This window comes from Yersinia aldovae 670-83, assembly GCF_000834395.1.
GTDB lineage: Bacteria > Pseudomonadota > Gammaproteobacteria > Enterobacterales > Enterobacteriaceae > Yersinia > Yersinia aldovae.
This window is the reverse complement of the sequence record NZ_CP009781.1, coordinates 1348257-1369511: the sequence shown is the minus strand read 5'-3', so window position 1 is coordinate 1369511 and position 21255 is coordinate 1348257. Positions and strand designations below refer to the sequence as shown.

Genomic DNA, 21255 nt, shown 5'->3' with positions numbered 1-21255 from the left:
GTCATGGGCTTATGTTCAAGAAAATAGCCAGTTGGGCCTCTCAGATAAACCAGATAGCGTCTTGGCTATCTGCGCGTTAATGTTAGCGGTAAATAAACTGGGGCCAAATAGGGTCAGTGGTGTTCTATAGCGTTCAAGGGGGGGGATATACCAGTGTCCAGTATTGCCAAAATGAACGGGGTCTTACTGTAGTCCCTCCGGTTTTTAGTACTGTAAGTATCCCAGCTTTAGTTCCACGCACTTTTTGAGATTTCCGGGTTTTCAGCCATCAGCCGGTATTCTTCCGGTGTCAGGTTATTCAGGGATTCATGGGGCCGCTCACTGTTATATTCATTCAGCCAACGTTCCGTAATTTCCCGTGCTTCGTTCAACGTTCTAAACAGGTAAAAATCCAGTATTTCTGTCCGGTACGTCCTGTTAAACCGTTCGATAAATGCGTTTTGCGTCGGTTTGCCCGGCTTGATAAATTCCAGCATCACGCCATGCTCTTCGGCCCATTGCGCCAGAGCCAGTGATATCAGTTCCGGCCCATTATCCATCCGCATCTTCAGCGGATATCCACGGTTTGCTACTATTCTGTCTAGCACCCGCACGACCCGTTGCGCCGGGATATTTAGGTCAATTTCGATAGCCAGAGCTTCACGGTTAAAATCATCGACAACATTGAAAGTCCGAAAACGTCGGCCACATGTCAGCGCGTCGTGCATAAAATCAATCGACCAACTTTGGTTCAGGGCTTCCGGCGTTGCCAGCGGAGCCGGATTGCGTATCGGCAGACGTTGTTTACCCTTACGACGAAAATTCAGTTTCAGCAGACAGTAAATCCGGTGTACGCGCTTGTGGTTCCAGACGTGTCCCTGCCTGCGAAGTACCTGAAAAAGCTTCTTAAAGCCGTAGCGGGGATAGCGCTCGGCCACCTCTGTCAGCATTTGGATCACCGGTTCATCACGTCGTGTATCCGGTTGATAACGAAACACCGTCCTGCTCAGCGATAACGTCCTGCATGTCTGGCGTATGCTCATCGTAAACTGCGTGGTCAGATAGTTGACGAGCTCACGCTTTATCGCTGGTTTTAAAGCTTTTTTTCGATGACGTCTTTCAGTGCCCGGCATTCCAGACTCAGATCGGCAAACATCTGCTTCAGACGACGATTCTCGTCCTCAAGATCTTTGATTTTTTTGATGTCAGCGGCTTCCATCCCGCCATATTTCGCCTTCCAGTTGTAATAGCTGGCTTCGGAAATAGCAGCCTCACGGCACACATCTTTGACGGTCCTGCCCGCTTCGACTGATTTCAGTACGGCGATGATCTGGTGCTCTGTGAATCGGATCTTACGCATAGCGATCTCCTCAGGTGACATAATCAGTATGTCGGAAGATCTCTAAAAGTGAATGGGCCGTTTTGAGGGGATACTTACACCAGGAACACCAATATTGTAGGCAAATTAGTGTTTTTATACGTTGCAGCCCCTACTCTCCTGAACCGTATTACGGGAATAATGCTAATCAAACTCTGCTGTTGGCTACACAAGACACTCGCGATATCGTTGCCGCCGCCATGCGCGGTTTAGACACTATATGGAAAGGGGGGTATCGATATCAAAAGGCCGGAATTATATTGAACGATTTTTGTAGTCGCCCTGGGCAAATAGACATGTTTGACGATTCACAGCCCAAAGCCAACAGTGAGCAGTTGATGAAAGCTATCGACCATATTAACCAAACGGGTCTGGGCAAGATTTGGTTTGCGGGTCAAGGGATAGATAAAGGATGGAAAATGAGGCGAGAAATGCTCTCCCCTGCTTATACAACCCGCTGGGGAGATTTACCAAAAGTACAACTATGAAACTAACGACCAAAACTCATCGAGTATGAGCAAATTTCGTTTTCACTTAGGTCCAAACATTCAACGCATAAAGTCATTCAAGTGCATCAGGAAAAGTGTAATAGTGCTTAATATGCAGTAAAAAAAGATACGCCAAACATCTGTTGTCAAAATCTGCAGTGGCTAATTTTCTTTATTTAACCAAATTTGATGAAAGGAGAGAAGACGCATAATATTTCGAGCCATAACAATAAAAGTTCGCCATAGCTAACGCGCCTACTTTCAATAGATTAACCTCATTGAGTTACTGGCGATTTTACCCTGAAATAAAAACAAAATATCAATATAAAACAATTGATTAATGAATTTTATTTGATGGCGAATTTTCATGAGTGGATATAAAATCAAGCAGGTTACAGTACTGATTTCAGTGGCGATTTCAGGCTGAAATCGCCACTTCATTGATAGAATTACTGTGATAAATGTTTCTTCATTGTGTGCAAAATAAGTCGGTCAAGTTCTACCTGCAACTCTTTTGGCAAACGGCTAAACTCATAGCTAAAAGCGCGTCCCTTTATACGTTTTCGAGCGTATTTATCTTTTTCTTCAAAGTCCCATAATTTTTCAACAACAGCAGCCTGTTTTTCAGGTTTAGCTAAAATCCCGTCTAAAACATGTCGAAACGACTTTATTATTTCATTTTTCAGTTCATCAGAGACCAGCTCATTAGCATTAGGGATTTTTTCTATTTGCTTCCTAACCGAATCAACGAATGTTTCTAGTTTGAGACTACGCAGCCGTAATTGTTCATCAATATCAAGCAAGAATTTATAATCTGGATAGGTTAGTTCATATTGAACAGGGAAAAGTTCTAACATCATCTCAGGTACCGATGCGGCCTGAATAGCTCGAGTAACTTTCGCAGAAGATAGGCGTTCCGATTGGGCTATCTCCTTTTGGTTCATGCCCGAATCGCGGAGAAGTAAAAGCCTTAATCCAATCTCACGTAAATTATGTTCTTTTGCAGTTTGAATATCAGCGGCGAGTTTTCTCGCATCATCCATATCAATATCGTCCTGAGTAACCAGCACATTGAGATCGACATGGCAAATCAATGCGGCAGCTCTGCGACGTGACCCGTCGAGTATTTCAATTTTTCCGTCAATTATACGTCCAATTGCCGGGAAAAATTGTTGAAAACGAATGGTCCTGATAATGTCCTGAAGTGACTCCTCTGTAACACCGGCTTGATCTCTACCATTTGTGGCTAGAGATACAAATGAGCGTTCAGCAATATCTTCTGCTGGAATAGTTTCAAACATGAAGACAGCTTTTTTCCCTGAGGCAAGAGTAAAAATCTGGCGATAATTATCAGTTGATACATTGGACAAAGGGGAACCACTAAATGTCCGGCCGATGGTTAGGCGTTTTTTTGTCATGGAATACCTCAGTTCATCCGAATAAATTCGATGCGATCGAATACAGCTTTAGCAAAATCTTCCGCCGCAGCACGAGCATTTTTTAATGCTTCACTGCTGCCAACATAGGTCGAGGGGTTGGCGGAAATAACCGTATCAAAAGATTCGCCACATCGTTCAAAACCATCAAGGCGTGGTAGGGCCACATCCAACATATCCCCTCCAAATATCTCTTTGGCCAGGCTATGACAAAGTTTGTGGTCAGACTTATTCTGCAATTTAGACATAAATCCTATATTGCCCTGAAGGGGATACTTAGCCCCTGATTTTTCTATCATCTCAATAAGTTCAGGAAGGCGAGTGAGATACTTTAAGGTGGAGTGGAAATCGACTTGGGCAGGGGGGATCGGCGTCATAAGCAAGTTCGATGCAGCAATAGCATTACTCAGGAAAGCATCGAGATGTGGGCCACTATCGATAAAGATAAAGTCATAATCCTTCTTGAGTTTATCAATAATATTCTCTTTAAGAACGGTATAGATATTCTGTCCAGGTAAATGTTCGGAACATAGCTCTTTCCATTGCGATGCAATAAATGCATCTTCAATAGAAGCAGGGATAACATCAACACCCGGCACAATAGAAGAAATGACAAATTCAGACAAAAGTTCTTCGCGGGATACATTCTGTAGCATTGCCTGAGCAGAGGTTGTATCTACAGCCCCAATAGAACGAGAGTGATTTAGAAACATTGTAGCTGAAGATTGAGGATCAAGGTCGATAACCAGAATTCTTAAATCTTCATAAAGTAGGTGAGGGTGGGCACGTAATCCATGAGCAAGTGAAACCGAACTAACTGTTTTCGATACGCCACCTTTCAAATTACCAACAAAAATCGTGAAGGCTTCACCGTGGCGATCACGGTATTTAGGAACACCACGATGGTGATAAATATCTATAATATTTTGCAGTGACATTGCATATTTTATAGATGTACCTGCCGGTTTCTTCAAAAATGTGTAACCTTGCTCTTCCATTTCGGTGACAGCATAGTCAACACTTGCGCGAGTCAATTTAGGTAATTTGGCAACAGCAGCCTTGGCATAAGTCTGGAAATAAGTCGTTTCTTCCAGCTCTTCCTTTTGTTCTTTAATCTGTTTGGTCAGAAGAGTGAGCATGTGTTCAGATCGCTCAGCCACTCTATAGATTTGTTTAGTATTTACCGACACAAAACACCTCAACATGTAGCATTTAAGAATATACACAATAATGCTACACATAGGCGGTAATGTAAATTTTTTACTCTAAAATAAACTGAATTTTATTTTTAGTTGCAGATCTCCATATCAGAATAAGAGCATGCGCATGAATATCGATCACGCTACGTGAAATCTGAGAGATTTTTCAGAGCTAAGGCCACTACATTTCAATGTAGATGTTGCCTAGAACGGGCTTGATATAAGGTTTCTGTAGCTGGCGGTATTAGTTGACTTGGTTTTTGACCATAAGAAGGCAGGGCATAGTCCTGCCCTTGTACCTAGGCTGGAGTTCTATCGCCAAGAAATGTGACGATTTACATCTTGTGATTGATTAAGAATACGAATTACAGTGATAGAAGACTCTGAAGGAACGAAAAAAATTACATGCTTCTCAATAGGGAGTGAATAAATATTTTCACCTAACTCAGGTCGTTGTGTACCAATTTCATGTCTGGCCAAAATATCAAATATTTCAGAAAAGCGAGCGACATATTCATCCGCCTTGACTACACCAAATTGTACCTGACCATAAAGCCAAATATTTTCCAAATCATCAATTGCTTTCGGTGTCAGATTAATCTCTTTCATTCAGATTAACCCTTTCCTTTATTCGCTGTATGAATACATCTTTACTCCATGTTTCTGGAGTGCCGCTACTCACCCCTTCAGCCAACAAGTCCCGTAATGATTGCAAATGGGACTCAGCCTGCTTTTCACGCAATAAACGCAAAGCATCACGGAGCACTTCGCTTTGAGTTCTATAATCACCTGCGCTAACCAGCGAATCGATGAAGTCGCGAAGTTCCTCGCCAACATCTACTGTCATTGTCCTGGCCATAAACACCTCATGTAAGACATAATCTTACACTCATTATAAGTCTATCCATTTTGATGTGCCAGTTAGTTTTTCACTCAAAATAGCAATACAAAGATATATACAAATTTCATCCTGCTCGAAGCCCATGACAATTACGTATACCCTAATGTCATAGTTAAAATTATGGTCATTTCCCCATTGGATCATCACTTATCTGTCATGTACATTATGATCATCACCTAAACGTCACTTATGGGTAAAAAATGTACATTCACGGCTATCTCCGCGCCTCGACGAAAGAACAAGATGCGCTACGGGCAAAAAATCGCATGAAAGCCTTTATTGAAGAGAAAGGTTTTCGGATGGCCAGTTGGTACACCGAAAATGTGTCCGGGGCGTCACTCCAGCGGCCAGAACTGTTACGGCTGCTCGATGATGCGGCACCTGGTGACATTATTCTTATCGAACAGGTAGACCGACTCTCCCGACTGGATGAAGACGGCTGGCAAAAGCTAAAGCACCTTATTCAAGAAAAAAGTCTTGTTGTTGTCAGTCTGGATCTGCCGACAAGTCACATGGCACTGACCTCGAACGCCAGTGATGAGTTCACCCAAGCAATGCTGAAAGCGATCAATAGCATGATGTTGGATATGTTGGTCGCTATTGCGCGTAAAGATTACAGCGACCGACGCCGGCGCCAGCAAGAAGGGATAACCAAAGCAAAAGCAGCAGGGAAATTTAAGGGACGGCAGGCAGACCGAGAACTGCATGAACGGATCATCGCACTACGTGTCAAGAACGGGCTGAGTATCCGTGAGACGGCGAGGTTATGCGGGGTTTCTGACCGTACAGTCATACGTATAGTCAAGAATGCAAAAGTAGAGGCTGAAAACAACTAAATTAAATCGGTGATCGGTCATTTAGGGGCTCTACGCCGGAACCGCCGAAAATTCCGCCTGGTCTAAAAATCGACTTTTGGGGCCTTAGCCGCGTAGCATAAACTTTCGTTCGTGCGTGCGTGAAGGTAGAAGGAAGAAAAGTTGGCAGTTATCGCAGCTACCCGGTCACTATCCCAACAAAGGATATTTCTAAAATGGAGAATAAAAGTAGTGATTAATAATAAAATCTCAATATTCCGAACCGTCATTGTAATAATTGCCGCTATTGTTATTACTAAAGGATGGTTCACTGTCTTAGATCATGCAAGCGATTGGGCACTGCTAAACGGGTACAGAAATTACTATTTGGCGGCATCGCATCTCACTGGCATGGCATTTCTTCTTATTATAGCTCTGCCCTATCATCGCTGGCTGGCCCCCCTGGGATTTGGCAAGGTGTGGCAACGCTCATCTATTCTACCAGCAGTGGCCGTGGTGACGATTTATCTTGTGGAATACATCTACGGTAACTTGACCGGTGGGACACCAGAAAAATGGGTTGTAGAATTACTTAATCAGCCGTTTTCACAGCTCTCAGCGGTATTTTTGACAATTTTTGTCCTCGCACCTATCAGTGAAGAAATAGTGTTCCGTGGAGTGATTTTAAATGTATTTCGTTCTTCTCGTACCTGGACTCTATGGGTTGGTATTGTGCTCATCTCAGTGCTATTTACTTCCATCCATCATCAATACCAGAATATAAGTACATTCGTAGAGATTATATCTATTTCTATTATATTTGCTTGGGCGCGAATACGAAGCGGCGGCCTAATGCTCCCTATAATGCTTCATTCACTAACAGCTATACTAGCCGTAATATTCACGTGGTTAGGGTAAGCAGGCCAGCTTCAGAACATCATTGACACTTTTGAAGTTAATTTCCGGTCTGCTAAATTCTTTACTCGCTGAATTTGCGCTTGGTTAAATCGGTGATCGGTCATTTTCGAAAAGGGTGATTTTTGGGGAGTTTCCGGCAGGGAAGGGGTAAAGCCAATTAATGCAGGGTGGCTTTCGGGGCATAACGCGCCCGACACACCCCGAAAGCCTGCCTCAAACGGTATGCAAGCCTTTGAGACATAACGGATTATAGCAGATATTCACGGCGGGAAGCGTAAAGTTGGCACTCCTGGTGTAAAGCCAAGTGGCCCGCCAAAGAAGCGATATGGCCCCTTTGGCATGCCCTGGCGACATCTCGCTATCTTTAGATACTGCCTGGATAACGATTACGCTAATATAGAGTCAATCGCTAACTCAGCGTACCGTGTATTCATAAGGAATGAATGAATGTGGGAAGAAAAATATATTTGTCACCACTGCGTCAATGAAGTCTATATTCAAAACGACATAAAAAAAACCGGTAATAAAGATAACGAATGCAGCTATTGTGAAGAGAGAACAGAAACTACCAGCATAGAAGAACTGACGAAAAAAGTGCATATAATGCTAGATAATCACTATGAGATAGCGGAATGTAATTATGAGGGAGAACCTACAGGGGATGACCTCAATAATATTATTCAGGAAGAACTTGAGGTTGATGAGGACGTCGCAAACGATATCATTGAGTCACTTTATGACCAATTTAATGATTATAACGAGGAGAGTCAATACAGTGAGGAATATACCTACAGTCCAATAAATTGGCATAAAAGCACTTTTAACCAAAAATGGGAAGATATATCCAACTCCCTGTTAACAGAAGCGCGATTCTTCAACAGCGGGGCGAAAGTATTTTTGGATGAATTGTTTGCAGATATAAATGTTCACAGCGATACCGTCATTAAAAAATTAAATATCAATGACCCTTTATTCAGAGCGCGCGTTTTTAATGATGATCAAGCCCTCGAAAAAGCACTCACGCATCCAGAGGCTGAGTTAGGGCCACCGCCATCAATTCTGGCAACACCAGGCAGGATGAATGCACATGGCGTGCCTGTGTTCTACGGATCGACATCACCGGATATCGCCATCGCAGAGGTAAGACCCGCCGTCGGCAGTTCTGTTATCGTGGCGACATTTTACCCCCTGCGCGAACTGCGAATACTCGACCTTTCAGCATTCAAATCGCTGAGCCATTCAGGGGCAAGCCGCTTTGATCCCGAGGGCTTAGTTGAACGGGATAAAATTCTTTTTCTAAGAACCTTATCCAATAAATTAACCATCCCTGTATTAGGGCAAGCGAAGGGGCACGAATATCTTATTACACAAGCCGTCTCTGAATACCTAGGCTTATTGCAAAACTGTAAGTTAGACGGTATATCATTTGAGTCAACTCAAGTGAGCAGTAAGCAAAACGATAAAAACGAACTGAATATCGTTTTATTCAGTAAATCTGCAAAAGTGGCTTTTGCTAATAATAATTTTAAACAAAAGCAATACGAAGTTGAATTATATGATTGTGAGTGGGATGATGACCATGGACCATTCAATATATTCTCCCCAAGAATTACACTATCAGTTAATGAATTCAATTCAAAAAGCTTAGTTAATTATAACCGTCAACATCATGGTGTAATACGACTCGATGAGAAGAGTTTGGAAATACATATAGTCGAAGGCGTTGTTTATAAGAAGAAAACTTACCCTATAAAATTTTCTCAGCATTTAATAACATCGAAAAATAAGGGTGATGATGCGATGGAGTTTTAATCGTTAGAGTTTGAGGGCCAATGGGGCGAAAACCTACGCTAAGCGTTCGTCTACTGAAGATGTCTCACATTTAAAGAAAGCACTGCGCGTCTGATTATATGTTTGGCCCTATTGGGGTAAAGCCAAGGTTCTGTCGCATTAAGACATCGTCAGGTAACATGCTGTTTTTTTTTAAGATGTTGCCTAACCATGTCTCTGATCCGAAACGCCTTTAAACGCCGGCATTATCCCGTTGATATCATCGTACAATGTGTTCGCTGGTATCTGGCTTATACCCTGAGCCTGCGCAATTTGGAAGAGATGATGGCTGAACGCGGTATTGCCGTTGACCATTCCACGTTACATCGTTGGGTTATCCGCTTGGTGCCCTTGCTGGATAAGGCGTTTCGTCGGCATAAACGTACCGTAGGTCGGCGGTGGCGAATGGACGAGACCTACATCAAAGTCAAAGGTCAGTGGAAATATCTGTACCGGGCGGTCGATACTGCAGACCAGACCATCGACTTCCTGCTCACCGCCAAACGGGACGCTGGGGCGGCACTGCGTTTTTTCCGCAAGGCTATTCGCCAACACGGCGAACCTGAGGTGGTCACCATTGATAAAAGTGGTGCCAATACAGCGGCTCTGGCTACACTCAATGCCAGCAAACCGGCGGAAGAAAGCATTACCGTCAGGCAGAATAAGTACCTGAATAACCTTGTGGAGCAGGATCACCGAAATATCAAACGGCGGATACGATCGATGCTGGGCTTCAAATCATTTAGACGTGCGCAGACGATATTGGCGGGCATTGAGTTAGTGCACATGATACGCAAAGAACAGCTTCAACATCCAACTGGTGACAGATTGTCACCGGCGGAACAATTTTATCTGTTGGCCACCTAAATAACCGACAACGCAACTTTTGCCAACTTCATATCACTAATGCGACAGAGCCAAAAAAACGCTGTAAAGTACGCATACCAGCAATGACAGGGCAAAAACTAAACGTATTATTACGAGCATTAGAAAGAGCTCATGGTTACGCAGTATAAATAAAATATGAACCTGTCTGTTCCTGGGCAGGTTTAATTATTGAGGTAATAACATGGAAATAAATATTCCCAGCCTGAAAGACCAAAAAATGGTCATTTATGAAAATCAGTTAAAAGAAAGTTATCAACTATTACTTGATAATTTGAACGCACCGTATTACCCCAAGGTAAATAATTTCGATTCCAGCAAATACGGAATAGAACACTTAAAATTGTATAAAGATGGTTGGAAGCCTCCCCACCCAGATCTAGTGAACGCATGGTTTACACAATTTAAGCAAACATTTCCTGAATATAAAACAGACGAAAAAATAGCCATTTTACTTGGTTTAACCGGTTCAGAATCTAATCGTCGAATCAGAGCCTTCAGGCATGGAGAACAACCGATACCATATGGATTATGGCGTAACTTTTTAGTTAGAACTGGGCGAGTTAATCAAGAGATTATTCCGGTTATGGGATTCTTTGAAGATTAGTTAATTCGCATTAAAACGTTATCAAATACTTCTATCCTGTTATTTAGTGCGCGTAGCGCATGTAAAGGCGAGAAAGATTGTTACATGGAACGTTGGTACTAATTCTCGCCGTAGCGCCGCTGAAAGCGGCACAGGACTGTTATAGGGCACTATACCCCCCTCCGCCCTGCTAAGCGGGTTTTTAGCGAAGCCGCTGATCTGTCAGCGGTGATGTAGGTTGATGGTCGAAGACGAAAGGAAAATACAAGATCGATAGCTTAATGTTTATATATTGTTTTTTCTTTTCTCAGGGCTATTCCGACTGATGACGTTTTTCTATTTATATTATTTCAATATATCATGTGGTTACGTCACTATCGTACGCTTTCGCTCCATTGGTCCTCAAACCCCAGTGCGACATGAGGCTGTATAAATCGTTGTTCTCCGATTCGAGAGAACCGCCTGTATCACCAGGTGAGCCTAGGATCCTGAATAAAGTAGCGGATCTGACAACGTAACAAAACGCACTCTGATGCGTGGGATACAAATCGTGAGAGGCGTGTCTTCCTGACAACCACAGTCGGGTAAGTGCAAGGTAGTCAGCACGGTGAACATAAGTGAATCTACGTAGAACGCGTCACGAGGTAAACGGGCTTGTTGCAAATAATGAGAGTCGGTGATTTTACTCATTGATGGGGGAAATAATTAGGCTAAAACCGTCTCAATGTTAAAGAGCCGATTCATAAAGGCGGATCTTTCCCGCACGCGACATTCAGGTTCGTCACGGCGTAGCCAAATATCAAATTGACCTTTATTCAGTCGTCGCAATGTTTCAAATCCCTGAAGCGTTGACCACGCTCGATTTGGCCGTTTGAACCCCCCGGCCGCTTTTACCAATTTTTTGATGGGTGCATGGTCAGACTCGATACGATTATTCAGGTATTTGACTTGCCGCTGCTTCGCATCATCCCGTAGCTTTCCTTCTTTCATCAAACGAGTAATAGCGTAACCGTATGACGAATGTTTATCGGTATTGAGTATTTTCGGCTGTCTTTCAACCGGATAGGGTTTTAACACCCGTTTAAGGAATTGATAGGCCGCATTTTTATTTCGTTTAGCCGAAAAGTAAAAATCTAATGTAGTACCGTGCTTATTGATGGCGCGATAGAGATAAAACCATTTTCCGTTGACTTTGATATAGGTTTCATCGAGTTGCCATGAGGAGTCGGCATGCGTAAATTGATATCGTTTCAATTTCTGACGAAGTATGGGTGCATATTCAATAAACCAACGGTAAATGGTAGAGCGATGAACGGAAATCCCACGCTCTGCCAGCATATCGCTGACATTGGCATAACTCATCGGGGTTGAACCGTACCAACGTAAGCACCACAGGATGATCTCGGGTGCAAAATGTTTCCATTTGAAATCGCTAGGGGTCATGTGGGTTCATTGAAGAAGGGATGAATAGCCTCAGTTTTCATGACAACTCCATTTTTTGCAACAAGCCCTTCAGGGACATTGTCGCCAATACTTTCTGCGAGTTTAAAACCCTGACCGCCGATAACGGCCCTGAGTTTTCCCAGCAAGAGGAAATAACGAAAATAACGGGAGCACCGGTCTACTTTGCCCGCCCTTATCATTCCTGGGAGCGCGGATTGAATGAGCACACCAATGGGCTGATACGACGGTTTTACCCCAAGGGAACAGACTTCAATCAGGTCACCCATCACAAGGTCGCAGCACTCGAACACCGGCTCAATACGCGAGGGAGAAAATGTCTGGGCTATCGCTCTCCGAATGAGGTATTTTTAACGCACTTACAGGCGGCATAATGCCCTACCGTTTTGTTGCATTTCGACTGGGAATGGGGCACTTAACTCTGGTTTCTTTTCTGTATCTACCCTAACACCGTTAAAATCCCCCGCACTAAAACGCGGGGGAAGGGCAAAACAAAGGAACTAAAGGTTAAAAACTAATGCCTAAACAGACTTTGCACAAAACACATATTTTGGTGAGACGGGCTCGGTGCTACCACTAAATCCATTGATCACGTTGAAGAAGTAGTTTACACCCGGCCTAACTTCTTCTTTCATCCAGTACTGTATACCAGGGGTAAAACTTGCGGTTGAGAATTGTTGTAGATCTCCCCACTCGGTCCATAGCCCCCCGACCATGCGGGGTGCATCAGACTTCAAATCCGCTATCGATGGTACACGTAACGAACCGGTGCATATTGATGCTGCACTTGGCCAGCTCACCGGGCCAGAAGCATAACTAAACCAAAGCGACGGCGCGAAGGTGTAAGTTTGTGCTACCTCCCCCCCATTCGGGGTGGCTGTGATGGTGACAGGTGTTGAATTTCCTTCGGCTGTAAAGCTCACTTTGCCGTTACTATCCACACTAACCCATGAAGTGTCGCTGCTAGTCCAGTTATAGTCAGTCGGCGAACCGGTCACATTCAGGGTAAATTCTGCCCCGATAAATCCGGTAGTCGGGAATCCGTCAGTTATAGCGAAATCATGTCCATTGACGGTTATACCCGTAAACGCTGGAGGCGCCACAAACGCACTCGGCTTCGCGGCGGTGGCAGTGCCACGCACCGACGCCGTCACCTGATTGGTTTCTGCAACCGTACTTTTCAGGGTGGCTGTCGCCACACCGTTTACATCCGTGGTGGCCGTGGCTGAGCTCAGTGTTGCACTGCCCACAGTCACCGCAAAGGTCACCACCACATTCGGTACCACATTGCCATTAACGTCCTTCACTATCGCACTCAGGGCATTGGTGGCCGTATTATCCGCCAACGCACCGGTGTCCACCGTAAAGTCCGCATCGTTAATCACCGCCGTGCTGCCATTCGCCACAAACGCACTCGGCTTCGCGGCGGTGGCAGTGCCACGCACCGACGCCGTCACCTGATTGGTTTCTGCAACCGTACTTTTCAGGGTGGCTGTCGCCACACCGTTTACATCCGTGGTGGCCGTGGCTGAGCTCAGTGTTGCACTGCCCACAGTCACCGCAAAGGTCACCACCACATTCGGTACCACATTGCCATTAACGTCCTTCACTATCGCACTCAGGGCATTGGTGGCCGTATTATCCGCCAACGCACCGGTGTCCACCGTAAAGTCCGCATCGTTAATCACCGCCGTGCTGCCATTCGCCACAAACGCACTCGGCTTCGCGGCGGTGGCAGTGCCACGCACCGACGCCGTCACCTGATTGGTTTCTGCAACCGTACTTTTCAGGGTGGCTGTCGCCACACCGTTTACATCCGTGGTGGCCGTGGCTGAGCTCAGTGTTGCACTGCCCACAGTCACCGCAAAGGTCACCACCACATTCGGTACCACATTGCCATTAACGTCCTTCACTATCGCACTCAGGGCATTGGTGGCCGTATTATCCGCCAACGCACCGGTGTCCACCGTAAAGTCCGCATCGTTAATCACCGCCGTGCTGCCATTCGCCACAAACGCACTCGGCTTCGCGGCGGTGGCAGTGCCACGCACCGACGCCGTCACCTGATTGGTTTCTGCAACCGTACTTTTCAGGGTGGCTGTCGCCACACCGTTTACATCCGTGGTGGCCGTGGCTGAGCTCAGTGTTGCACTGCCCACAGTCACCGCAAAGGTCACCACCACATTCGGTACCACATTGCCATTAACGTCCTTCACTATCGCACTCAGGGCATTGGTGGCCGTATTATCCGCCAACGCACCGGTGTCCACCGTAAAGTCCGCATCGTTAATCACCGCCGTGCTGCCATTCGCCACAAACGCACTCGGCTTCGCGGCGGTGGCAGTGCCACGCACCGACGCCGTCACCTGATTGGTTTCTGCAACCGTACTTTTCAGGGTGGCTGTCGCCACACCGTTTACATCCGTGGTGGCCGTGGCTGAGCTCAGTGTTGCACTGCCCACAGTCACCGCAAAGGTCACCACCACATTCGGTACCACATTGCCATTAACGTCCTTCACTATCGCACTCAGGGCATTGGTGGCCGTATTATCCGCCAACGCACCGGTGTCCACCGTAAAGTCCGCATCGTTAATCACCGCCGTGCTGCCATTCGCCACAAACGCACTCGGCTTCGCGGCGGTGGCAGTGCCACGCACCGACGCCGTCACCTGATTGGTTTCTGCAACCGTACTTTTCAGGGTGGCTGTCGCCACACCGTTTACATCCGTGGTGGCCGTGGCTGAGCTCAGTGTTGCACTGCCCACAGTCACCGCAAAGGTCACCACCACATTCGGTACCACATTGCCATTAACGTCCTTCACTATCGCACTCAGGGCATTGGTGGCCGTATTATCCGCCAACGCACCGGTGCCCACCGTAAAGTCCGCATCGTTAATCACCGCCGTGCTGCCATTCGCCACAAACGCACTCGGCTTCGCGGCGGTGGCAGTGCCACGCACCGACGCCGTCACCTGATTGGTTTCTGCAACCGTACTTTTCAGGGTGGCTGTCGCCACACCGTTTACATCCGTGGTGGCCGTGGCTGAGCTCAGTGTTGCACTGCCCACAGTCACCGCAAAGGTCACCACCACATTCGGTACCACATTGCCATTAACGTCCTTCACTATCGCACTCAGGGCATTGGTGGCCGTATTATCCGCCAACGCACCGGTGTCCACCGTAAAGTCCGCATCGTTAATCACCGCCGTGCTGCCATTCGCCACAAACGCACTCGGCTTCGCGGCGGTGGCAGTGCCACGCACCGACGCCGTCACCTGATTGGTTTCTGCAACCGTACTTTTCAGGGTGGCTGTCGCCACACCGTTTACATCCGTGGTGGCCGTGGCTGAGCTCAGTGTTGCACTGCCCACAGTCACCGCAAAGGTCACCACCACATTCGGTACCACATTGCCATTAACGTCCTTCACTATCGCACTCAGGGCATTGGTGGCCGTATTATCCGCCAACGCACCGGTGTCCACCGTAAAGTCCGCATCGTTAATCACCGCCGTGCTGCCATTCGCCACAAACGCACTCGGCTTCGCGGCGGTGGCAGTGCCACGCACCGACGCCGTCACCTGATTGGTTTCTGCAACCGTACTTTTCAGGGTGGCTGTCGCCACACCGTTTACATCCGTGGTGGCCGTGGCTGAGCTCAGTGTTGCACTGCCCACAGTCACCGCAAAGGTCACCACCACATTCGGTACCACATTGCCATTAACGTCCTTCACTATCGCACTCAGGGCATTGGTGGCCGTATTATCCGCCAACGCACCGGTGTCCACCGTAAAGTCCGCATCGTTAATCACCGCCGTGCTGCCATTCGCCACAAACGCACTCGGCTTCGCGGCGGTGGCAGTGCCACGCACCGACGCCGTCACCTGATTGGTTTCTGCAACCGTACTTTTCAGGGTGGCTGTCGCCACACCGTTTACATCCGTGGTGGCCGTGGCTGAGCTCAGTGTTGCACTGCCCACAGTCACCGCAAAGGTCACCACCACATTCGGTACCACATTGCCATTAACGTCCTTCACTATCGCACTCAGGGCATTGGTGGCCGTATTATCCGCCAACGCACCGGTGTCCACCGTAAAGTCCGCATCGTTAATCACCGCCGTGCTGCCATTCGCCACAAACGCACTCGGCTTCGCGGCGGTGGCAGTGCCACGCACCGACGCCGTCACCTGATTGGTTTCTGCAACCGTACTTTTCAGGGTGGCTGTCGCCACACCGTTTACATCCGTGGTGGCCGTGGCTGAGCTCAGTGTTGCACTGCCCACAGTCACCGCAAAGGTCACGGTTTGCCCTTCCAGCGGGTTCCCGCCCGCATCTTTCACTGTCGCACTCAGGGCATTGGTGGCCGTATTATCCGCCAACGCACCGGTGTCCACCGTAAAGTCCGCATCGTTAATCACCGCCGTGCTGCCATTCGCCACAAACGCACTCGGCTTCGCGGCGGTGGCAGTGCCACGCACCGACGCCGTCACCTGATTGGTTTCTGCAACCGTACTTTTCAGGGTGGCTGTCGCCACACCGTTTACATCCGTGGTGGCCGTGGCTGAGCTCAGTGTTGCACTGCCCACAGTCACCGCAAAGGTCACGGTTTGCCCTTCCAGCGGGTTCCCGCCCGCATCTTTCACTGTCGCACTCAGGGCATTGGTGGCCGTATTATCCGCCAACGCACCGGTGTCCACCGTAAAGTCCGCATCGTTAATCACCGCCGTGCTGCCATTCGCCACAAACGCACTCGGCTTCGCGGCGGTGGCAGTGCCACGCACCGACGCCGTCACCTGATTGGTTTCTGCAACCGTACTTTTCAGGGTGGCTGTCGCCACACCGTTTACATCCGTGGTGGCCGTGGCTGAGCTCAGTGTTGCACTGCCCACAGTCACCGCAAAGGTCACGGTTTGCCCTTCCAGCGGGTTCCCGCCCGCATCTTTCACTGTCGCACTCAGGGCATTGGTGGCCGTATTATCCGCCAACGCACCGGTGCCCACCGTAAAGTCCGCATCGTTAATCACCGCCGTGCCACCGTCCGAAACAAAGGTGGTGTCCACCGTCTGGTTCGCATTGTTACTCAGGGTGGCTGTCACCGCACTGATACCCGCCGCGGTATTGGTCAGTGATGCCGTGGCAATCCCGTCCGCCCCCGTGGTGCCAATCACCGTGGTCACGGTCGCACCGTTACCGGCACTGAACGTCACCACCTGTACTGACAACGGGTTACTGTTTGCATCAGTAACAATTGCCTGTACTGCATTGGTGGCGCTGCCGTTGGCTATCGCATCGTCAACCGTCAACGTCAGGTTGCCCGCCATGATTTGAGCCGTAGCGTCATCCGCAATAAAGGTAGTTGGCTTTGTCTGGCCGCTGCCATTGACCGTCGCTGTGACGTTACTGACACCCGCCGTGGTGTTGGTCAGGGTCGCCGTGGCAATCCCGTCCGCCCCCGTGGTGCCAATTACCGTGGTCACGGTCGCACCGTTATCGGCACTAAACGTCACCACCTGCTCTGATACCGGATTATTGTCCACATCGGTGACCAGCGCCTGCACCGCATTGGTGGCGCTGCCGTTGGCTATCGCACCGTCAGTCGTGACTGTCAGGTTTTCTGACGTAATGGTTGCCGCACTGGGTATGACCGTCACTTGCACAGTATCGCGATTAGAAGCATTACCCTGATTATCATACGCCACCGCACTCAACAGATGAATATTACTGCTGCTGCGCGTTAGCTGATAAGGAGGTAATTTTACCTCTGCCGATTGGGGTGAGATCTGCGTGAGAGTCCCGCCTGCGGCTATCAGCGCGGCGCTGTCCCATTCGATTCGTTCAAAGGCATATTTGCTGGTGACCTGCGCACTGACCACCACGGTTGAACTCGCTTCAGCAGTCACCTGCGCTGGCGTCAGCGCCAGCCGGATCAGTTCCTGTTTCTGATAATCCAGCACAATATTGTTGTTACGCTCAACCAGATCATGACGGCTCCCCGCCAGGGTGCGGGTGGCTGCCACCGCAGAGGGGTCGATATGCGACTGCCAGGAATTGCTCAGGCGGTAATTGAACTGGATATTAATACTGCTGTCGGATTTACTGCTTTTACCCGCGCGGTGATCTATTCCAACCGTAACCAAAGAGACTGGGGTATAACTGATCCCTGCAGTGATGGCATGTGGATCTTTCTGGCGTTTATCCTTGCCGAATAATGCCACTTCATCACCATGATACTGCTCATACATTAGCTTACCGCCTAATTGCGGGTAAACCGGTAAATAAGCCTCGGCACGCAGATCATAACCATTAGCAGGGCGTTCATTATAATCCGCAAAATCGCGAGACTGATGCCAGTCGGTCGTGCCAAAATAACCGTTTGCAGATAACTTCAGGTAATCAGTCCAGGCTTCCGCACCAATACCGACCCGTCGGTTATTACCGGTAATATCATTATCAAAAAAGGTATTGGCGCCGTACATCCAGTCATTCAAAAAAGCGCGAACCCCGGCGCCGATATTAATTGTATTGCGGCTATCTTTATTCCGCCCCCCCAATTGAGTAAAAAGTAAAGACTTTTGGTTATCATAAAGAGGGATCAGTACATCAATGGCACTGCTGTCAAATTCAAAGTCATCATTGGTGTTGAACTGCACGCGGGCGGTACCAAACTGGCCCAGCCATTGTTGTGCTGAACTGCTGATTTCATTGTTGACGGCAGATCGAGCCATATTTTCTGCCGATTTGGCTGTATCACCGTGGGACAAGAGGGCAGCACCCGTTGCGGCATTACTTGCCAACGAGTTCTCTACCGGAACACTGGCGTTATTATCCACCGTGAACGGAGATTTTTTACGCGGCACGTCAATTTCATCACCAACAGTTAATGCCGTGAAGGGTTTGGCGAACGTGCGGTAAATATTAATTCGTTTAAGTTCATCAACGGATATAGCGTATTTCTTTGCCACTGACTCAACAGTTTCATGGGTACCCAGCCGGTACGGTTCTGTATCGACGTGAATTACCGTGGATTTTTCGGGTAATAAACCAGTAGCAGCAATTACCGGAGTAAATGATAAACTTAAAGGAAATAATAATTGAATAAGGATAGTGACCCAGGTAACCACTCTTATTTTTCGTGTTGCCGTACTATTTATCGATAATGCCTGACATTTTGTTTTTTGAAAAACTTCACGAAGTAAATAATTATACATTTATTTTTTATCCACCAACCATCAACGCTGTATGGATAATGATTATCGTATAATACTGGAAAATTGCCAGTATTATACTAGGCTTTTGAAGCCCAACCGTACTATGCGCTCGTTTTTTAAGCAACCATGTCAGGTTAGCTTCAAAGATATACAATTACAAGTGTCTATAAATTCAAAATCCAATCCTAAACTGACAGCATTAAAGCTTTTCTCTGACGTCAGTTTGAAGTGGGGCTTAGGGAGTAACGGAACCGGAAACACGGTTAAGCGGTCATTTTAAATAGCCAATAATTGACTGGCCAATTTACATGAGAGCATGAAAAACCGTGGGGCAGTCACCGAATGTATCGCCTGCTGCGGCTAGAATAACCAACATCATTTCATAACAATACCTGTTACCTGGCTATGAAGATCTACGTCATCAAAATCGCTGTTCGTGGCGTAAGTCCCATGGTCTGGCGCCGGCTAATAATCGCTGCTGATACGTCGCTGGCCGTACTTCACTTCATTTTCCAGGTCGTGCAGGGCTGGGGCGATGACTACCTCCATCAGTTTCATATTCACGGCAAAGATTACGGTATATCTTACGACGGTGGCATTGGCTTTCCGGATAATCCGTTCCGGACCGTGATTGATGATTTTAGTTTTGATATCGGCGATCGCTTTACCTACGAATACAACTTCTTTGAGCACTGGCTGTTAAATATTGTACAAAAGTAGACCAAGGGTTCGGGGAATTATGGTGTAAAAGTGCACCACCCTGATTATTGATAAACTCTCCGTTTTTACGGAGATTTCCTTGGATGCTGTGCATGGAAACCATACTTAAAGTCAGAAGGCTTTCTCTTAAACAGGGGCTCTCTCAGAGAGCCATAGCCAAACTGTAGTGGTCAACTAAAATTGGCCACGGGAGTAGACTGTTCATAGCCCCATTCCCTGTCGCAACCATCGCTCTGTTTTGAACTCCAGCCGACGTCTGGCCAACAACTTGTAAGTATCCCAGCTTTAGTTCCACGCACTTTTTGAGATTTCCGGGTTTTCAGCCATCAGCCGGTATTCTTCCGGTGTCAGGTTATTCAGGGATTCATGGGGCCGCTCACTGTTATATTCATTCAGCCAACGTTCCGTAATTTCCCGTGCTTCGTTCAACGTTCTAAACAGGTAAAAATCCAGTATTTCTGTCCGGTACGTCCTGTTAAACCGTTCGATAAATGCGTTTTGCGTCGGTTTGCCCGGCTTGATAAATTCCAGCATCACGCCATGCTCTTCGGCCCATTGCGCCAGAGCCAGTGATATCAGTTCCGGCCCATTATCCATCCGCATCTTCAGCGGATATCCACGGTTTGCTACTATTCTGTCTAGCACCCGCACGACCCGTTGCGCCGGGATATTTAGGTCAATTTCGATAGCCAGAGCTTCACGGTTAAAATCATCGACAACATTGAAAGTCCGAAAACGTCGGCCACATGTCAGCGCGTCGTGCATAAAATCAATCGACCAACTTTGGTTCAGGGCTTCCGGCGTTGCCAGCGGAGCCGGATTGCGTATCGGCAGACGTTGTTTACCCTTACGACGAAAATTCAGTTTCAGCAGACAGTAAATCCGGTGTACGCGCTTGTGGTTCCAGACGTGTCCCTGCCTGCGAAGTACCTGAAAAAGCTTCTTAAAGCCGTAGCGGGGATAGCGCTCGGCCACCTCTGTCAGCATTTGGATCACCGGTTCATCACGTCGTGTATCCGGTTGATAACGAAACACCGTCCTGCTCAGCGATAACGTCCTGCATGTCTGGCGTATGCTCATCGTAAACTGCGTGGTCAGATAGTTGACGAGCTCACGCTTTATCGCTGGTTTTAAAGCTTTTTTTCGATGACGTCTTTCAGTGCCCGGCATTCCAGACTCAGATCGGCAAACATCTGCTTCAGACGACGATTCTCGTCCTCAAGATCTTTGATTTTTTTGATGTCAGCGGCTTCCATCCCGCCATATTTCGCCTTCCAGTTGTAATAGCTGGCTTCGGAAATAGCAGCCTCACGGCACACATCTTTGACGGTCCTGCCCGCTTCGACTGATTTCAGTACGGCGATGATCTGGTGCTCTGTGAATCGGATCTTACGCATAGCGATCTCCTCAGGTGACATAATCAGTATGTCGGAAGATCTCTAAAAGTGAATGGGCCGTTTTGAGGGGATACTTAC

The 21255-nt window shown here is 47.6% G+C and carries 15 protein-coding genes and 1 pseudogene; 8 read left to right on the top strand and 8 right to left on the bottom strand.

What is annotated here, in order from left to right; all coding sequences use genetic code 11:
- Positions 1–227 precede the first annotated feature (227 nt).
- A protein-coding gene (locus AT01_RS06295) for an IS3 family transposase (RefSeq protein ID WP_144404905.1) occupies positions 228–1339 on the bottom strand; the annotation gives its coding sequence in 2 pieces (ribosomal slippage) (positions 228–1078 and positions 1078–1339; 1113 coding nt in all).
- Between the two features lie 74 nt (positions 1340–1413).
- Here AT01_RS06295 and AT01_RS22635 point away from each other — a divergent pair.
- A pseudogene (locus AT01_RS22635) lies at positions 1414–1845 on the top strand (DUF4113 domain-containing protein); the annotation flags it as partial.
- Between the two features lie 449 nt (positions 1846–2294).
- Here AT01_RS22635 and AT01_RS06275 read toward each other — a convergent pair.
- The 4 genes from AT01_RS06275 to AT01_RS06260 form a co-directional block, all read right to left on the bottom strand.
- Positions 2295–3263, bottom strand: a complete 969-nt coding sequence (locus tag AT01_RS06275) for a ParB family protein (RefSeq protein ID WP_042546513.1) — start codon at positions 3261–3263, stop codon at positions 2295–2297.
- A gap of 8 nt (positions 3264–3271) precedes the next feature.
- Entirely contained in the window at positions 3272–4486 is a 1215-nt protein-coding gene (locus tag AT01_RS06270; RefSeq protein ID WP_258018878.1) for an AAA family ATPase, read from the bottom strand.
- Positions 4487–4792: 306 nt separating this feature from the next.
- Positions 4793–5089: a type II toxin-antitoxin system RelE/ParE family toxin gene (locus AT01_RS06265; protein ID WP_042546511.1), complete on the bottom strand. Its 297-nt coding sequence runs from the start codon at positions 5087–5089 to the stop codon at positions 4793–4795.
- Positions 5076–5339 carry a type II toxin-antitoxin system ParD family antitoxin gene (locus AT01_RS06260; RefSeq protein ID WP_042546510.1) on the bottom strand — a complete coding sequence of 88 codons (264 nt, stop codon included), beginning with the start codon at positions 5337–5339 and terminating at the stop codon, positions 5076–5078. Before AT01_RS06260 ends, AT01_RS06265 begins: the two co-directional genes overlap by 14 nt.
- A 242-nt stretch (positions 5340–5581) precedes the next feature.
- Between AT01_RS06260 and AT01_RS06255 the strand changes: the two genes are divergently transcribed.
- The 5 genes from AT01_RS06255 (at position 5582) to AT01_RS06235 (ending at position 10415) form a co-directional block, all read left to right on the top strand.
- Entirely contained in the window at positions 5582–6217 is a 636-nt protein-coding gene (locus tag AT01_RS06255; protein WP_042546509.1) for a recombinase family protein, read from the top strand.
- 141 nt (positions 6218–6358) lie between these two features.
- Entirely contained in the window at positions 6359–7093 is a 735-nt protein-coding gene (locus tag AT01_RS06250) for a CPBP family intramembrane glutamic endopeptidase (RefSeq protein ID WP_042546508.1), read from the top strand.
- A 447-nt stretch (positions 7094–7540) separates the two neighbouring features.
- Complete coding sequence (locus AT01_RS06245) at positions 7541–8905, top strand: RES domain-containing protein (protein WP_052489942.1); 1365 nt, start codon at positions 7541–7543, stop codon at positions 8903–8905.
- Between the two features lie 189 nt (positions 8906–9094).
- The gene (locus AT01_RS06240; protein WP_042546507.1) at positions 9095–9790 is read left to right on the top strand and encodes an IS6 family transposase; all 696 of its coding nucleotides are present in this window, start codon (positions 9095–9097) and stop codon (positions 9788–9790) included.
- 202 nt (positions 9791–9992) lie between these two features.
- The gene (locus AT01_RS06235; RefSeq protein ID WP_042546506.1) at positions 9993–10415 is read left to right on the top strand and encodes a hypothetical protein; all 423 of its coding nucleotides are present in this window, start codon (positions 9993–9995) and stop codon (positions 10413–10415) included.
- Between the two features lie 684 nt (positions 10416–11099).
- On the opposite strand, the gene AT01_RS06230 is transcribed toward AT01_RS06235, so the two are convergent.
- Complete coding sequence (locus tag AT01_RS06230) at positions 11100–11837, bottom strand: IS6 family transposase (protein ID WP_042546505.1); 738 nt, start codon at positions 11835–11837, stop codon at positions 11100–11102.
- Positions 11838–11857: 20 nt separating this feature from the next.
- On the opposite strand from AT01_RS06230, the gene AT01_RS21635 reads away from it, so the two are divergent.
- Positions 11858–12229 carry an IS30 family transposase gene (locus AT01_RS21635; protein ID WP_144404913.1) on the top strand — a complete coding sequence of 124 codons (372 nt, stop codon included), beginning with the start codon at positions 11858–11860 and terminating at the stop codon, positions 12227–12229.
- Between the two features lie 147 nt (positions 12230–12376).
- Here the strand turns inward: AT01_RS21635 and yrIlm are convergent, their stop codons facing one another.
- Positions 12377–19060: a YrIlm family inverse autotransporter adhesin gene (gene yrIlm / locus AT01_RS21630; RefSeq protein ID WP_052489941.1), complete on the bottom strand. Its 6684-nt coding sequence runs from the start codon at positions 19058–19060 to the stop codon at positions 12377–12379.
- A 405-nt stretch (positions 19061–19465) separates the two neighbouring features.
- Between yrIlm and AT01_RS06215 the strand changes: the two genes are divergently transcribed.
- Positions 19466–19780, top strand: a complete 315-nt coding sequence (locus AT01_RS06215; protein WP_071841493.1) for a plasmid pRiA4b ORF-3 family protein — start codon at positions 19466–19468, stop codon at positions 19778–19780.
- A gap of 285 nt (positions 19781–20065) precedes the next feature.
- Here the strand turns inward: AT01_RS06215 and AT01_RS06210 are convergent.
- Positions 20066–21177 (bottom strand): IS3 family transposase gene (locus AT01_RS06210; protein WP_144404905.1). Its coding sequence is split into 2 segments (ribosomal slippage): positions 20066–20916 and positions 20916–21177, totalling 1113 coding nucleotides; the frame shifts between segments, so codons are not numbered across the junction.
- Between the last annotated feature and the right edge of the window lie 78 nt (positions 21178–21255).

What these genes read in the sequence shown, in the direction of transcription:
- AT01_RS06275 (WP_042546513.1), bottom strand. Translation starts at nt 3,263, where the DNA reads ATGACAAAAAAACGCCTAACCATCGGCCGGACATTTAGTGGTTCCCCT.
- AT01_RS06270 (WP_258018878.1), bottom strand. Translation starts at nt 4,486, where the DNA reads ATGTTGAGGTGTTTTGTGTCGGTAAATACTAAACAAATCTATAGAGTG.
- AT01_RS06265 (WP_042546511.1), bottom strand. Translation starts at nt 5,089, where the DNA reads ATGAAAGAGATTAATCTGACACCGAAAGCAATTGATGATTTGGAAAAT.
- AT01_RS06260 (WP_042546510.1), bottom strand. Translation starts at nt 5,339, where the DNA reads ATGGCCAGGACAATGACAGTAGATGTTGGCGAGGAACTTCGCGACTTC.
- AT01_RS06255 (WP_042546509.1), top strand. Translation starts at nt 5,582, where the DNA reads ATGTACATTCACGGCTATCTCCGCGCCTCGACGAAAGAACAAGATGCG.
- AT01_RS06245 (WP_052489942.1), top strand. Translation starts at nt 7,541, where the DNA reads ATGTGGGAAGAAAAATATATTTGTCACCACTGCGTCAATGAAGTCTAT.
- AT01_RS06240 (WP_042546507.1), top strand. Translation starts at nt 9,095, where the DNA reads ATGTCTCTGATCCGAAACGCCTTTAAACGCCGGCATTATCCCGTTGAT.
- AT01_RS06235 (WP_042546506.1), top strand. Translation starts at nt 9,993, where the DNA reads ATGGAAATAAATATTCCCAGCCTGAAAGACCAAAAAATGGTCATTTAT.
- AT01_RS06230 (WP_042546505.1), bottom strand. Translation starts at nt 11,837, where the DNA reads ATGACCCCTAGCGATTTCAAATGGAAACATTTTGCACCCGAGATCATC.
- AT01_RS21635 (WP_144404913.1), top strand. Translation starts at nt 11,858, where the DNA reads ATGAATAGCCTCAGTTTTCATGACAACTCCATTTTTTGCAACAAGCCC.
- yrIlm (WP_052489941.1), bottom strand. Translation starts at nt 19,060, where the DNA reads ATGTATAATTATTTACTTCGTGAAGTTTTTCAAAAAACAAAATGTCAG.
- AT01_RS06215 (WP_071841493.1), top strand. Translation starts at nt 19,466, where the DNA reads ATGAAGATCTACGTCATCAAAATCGCTGTTCGTGGCGTAAGTCCCATG.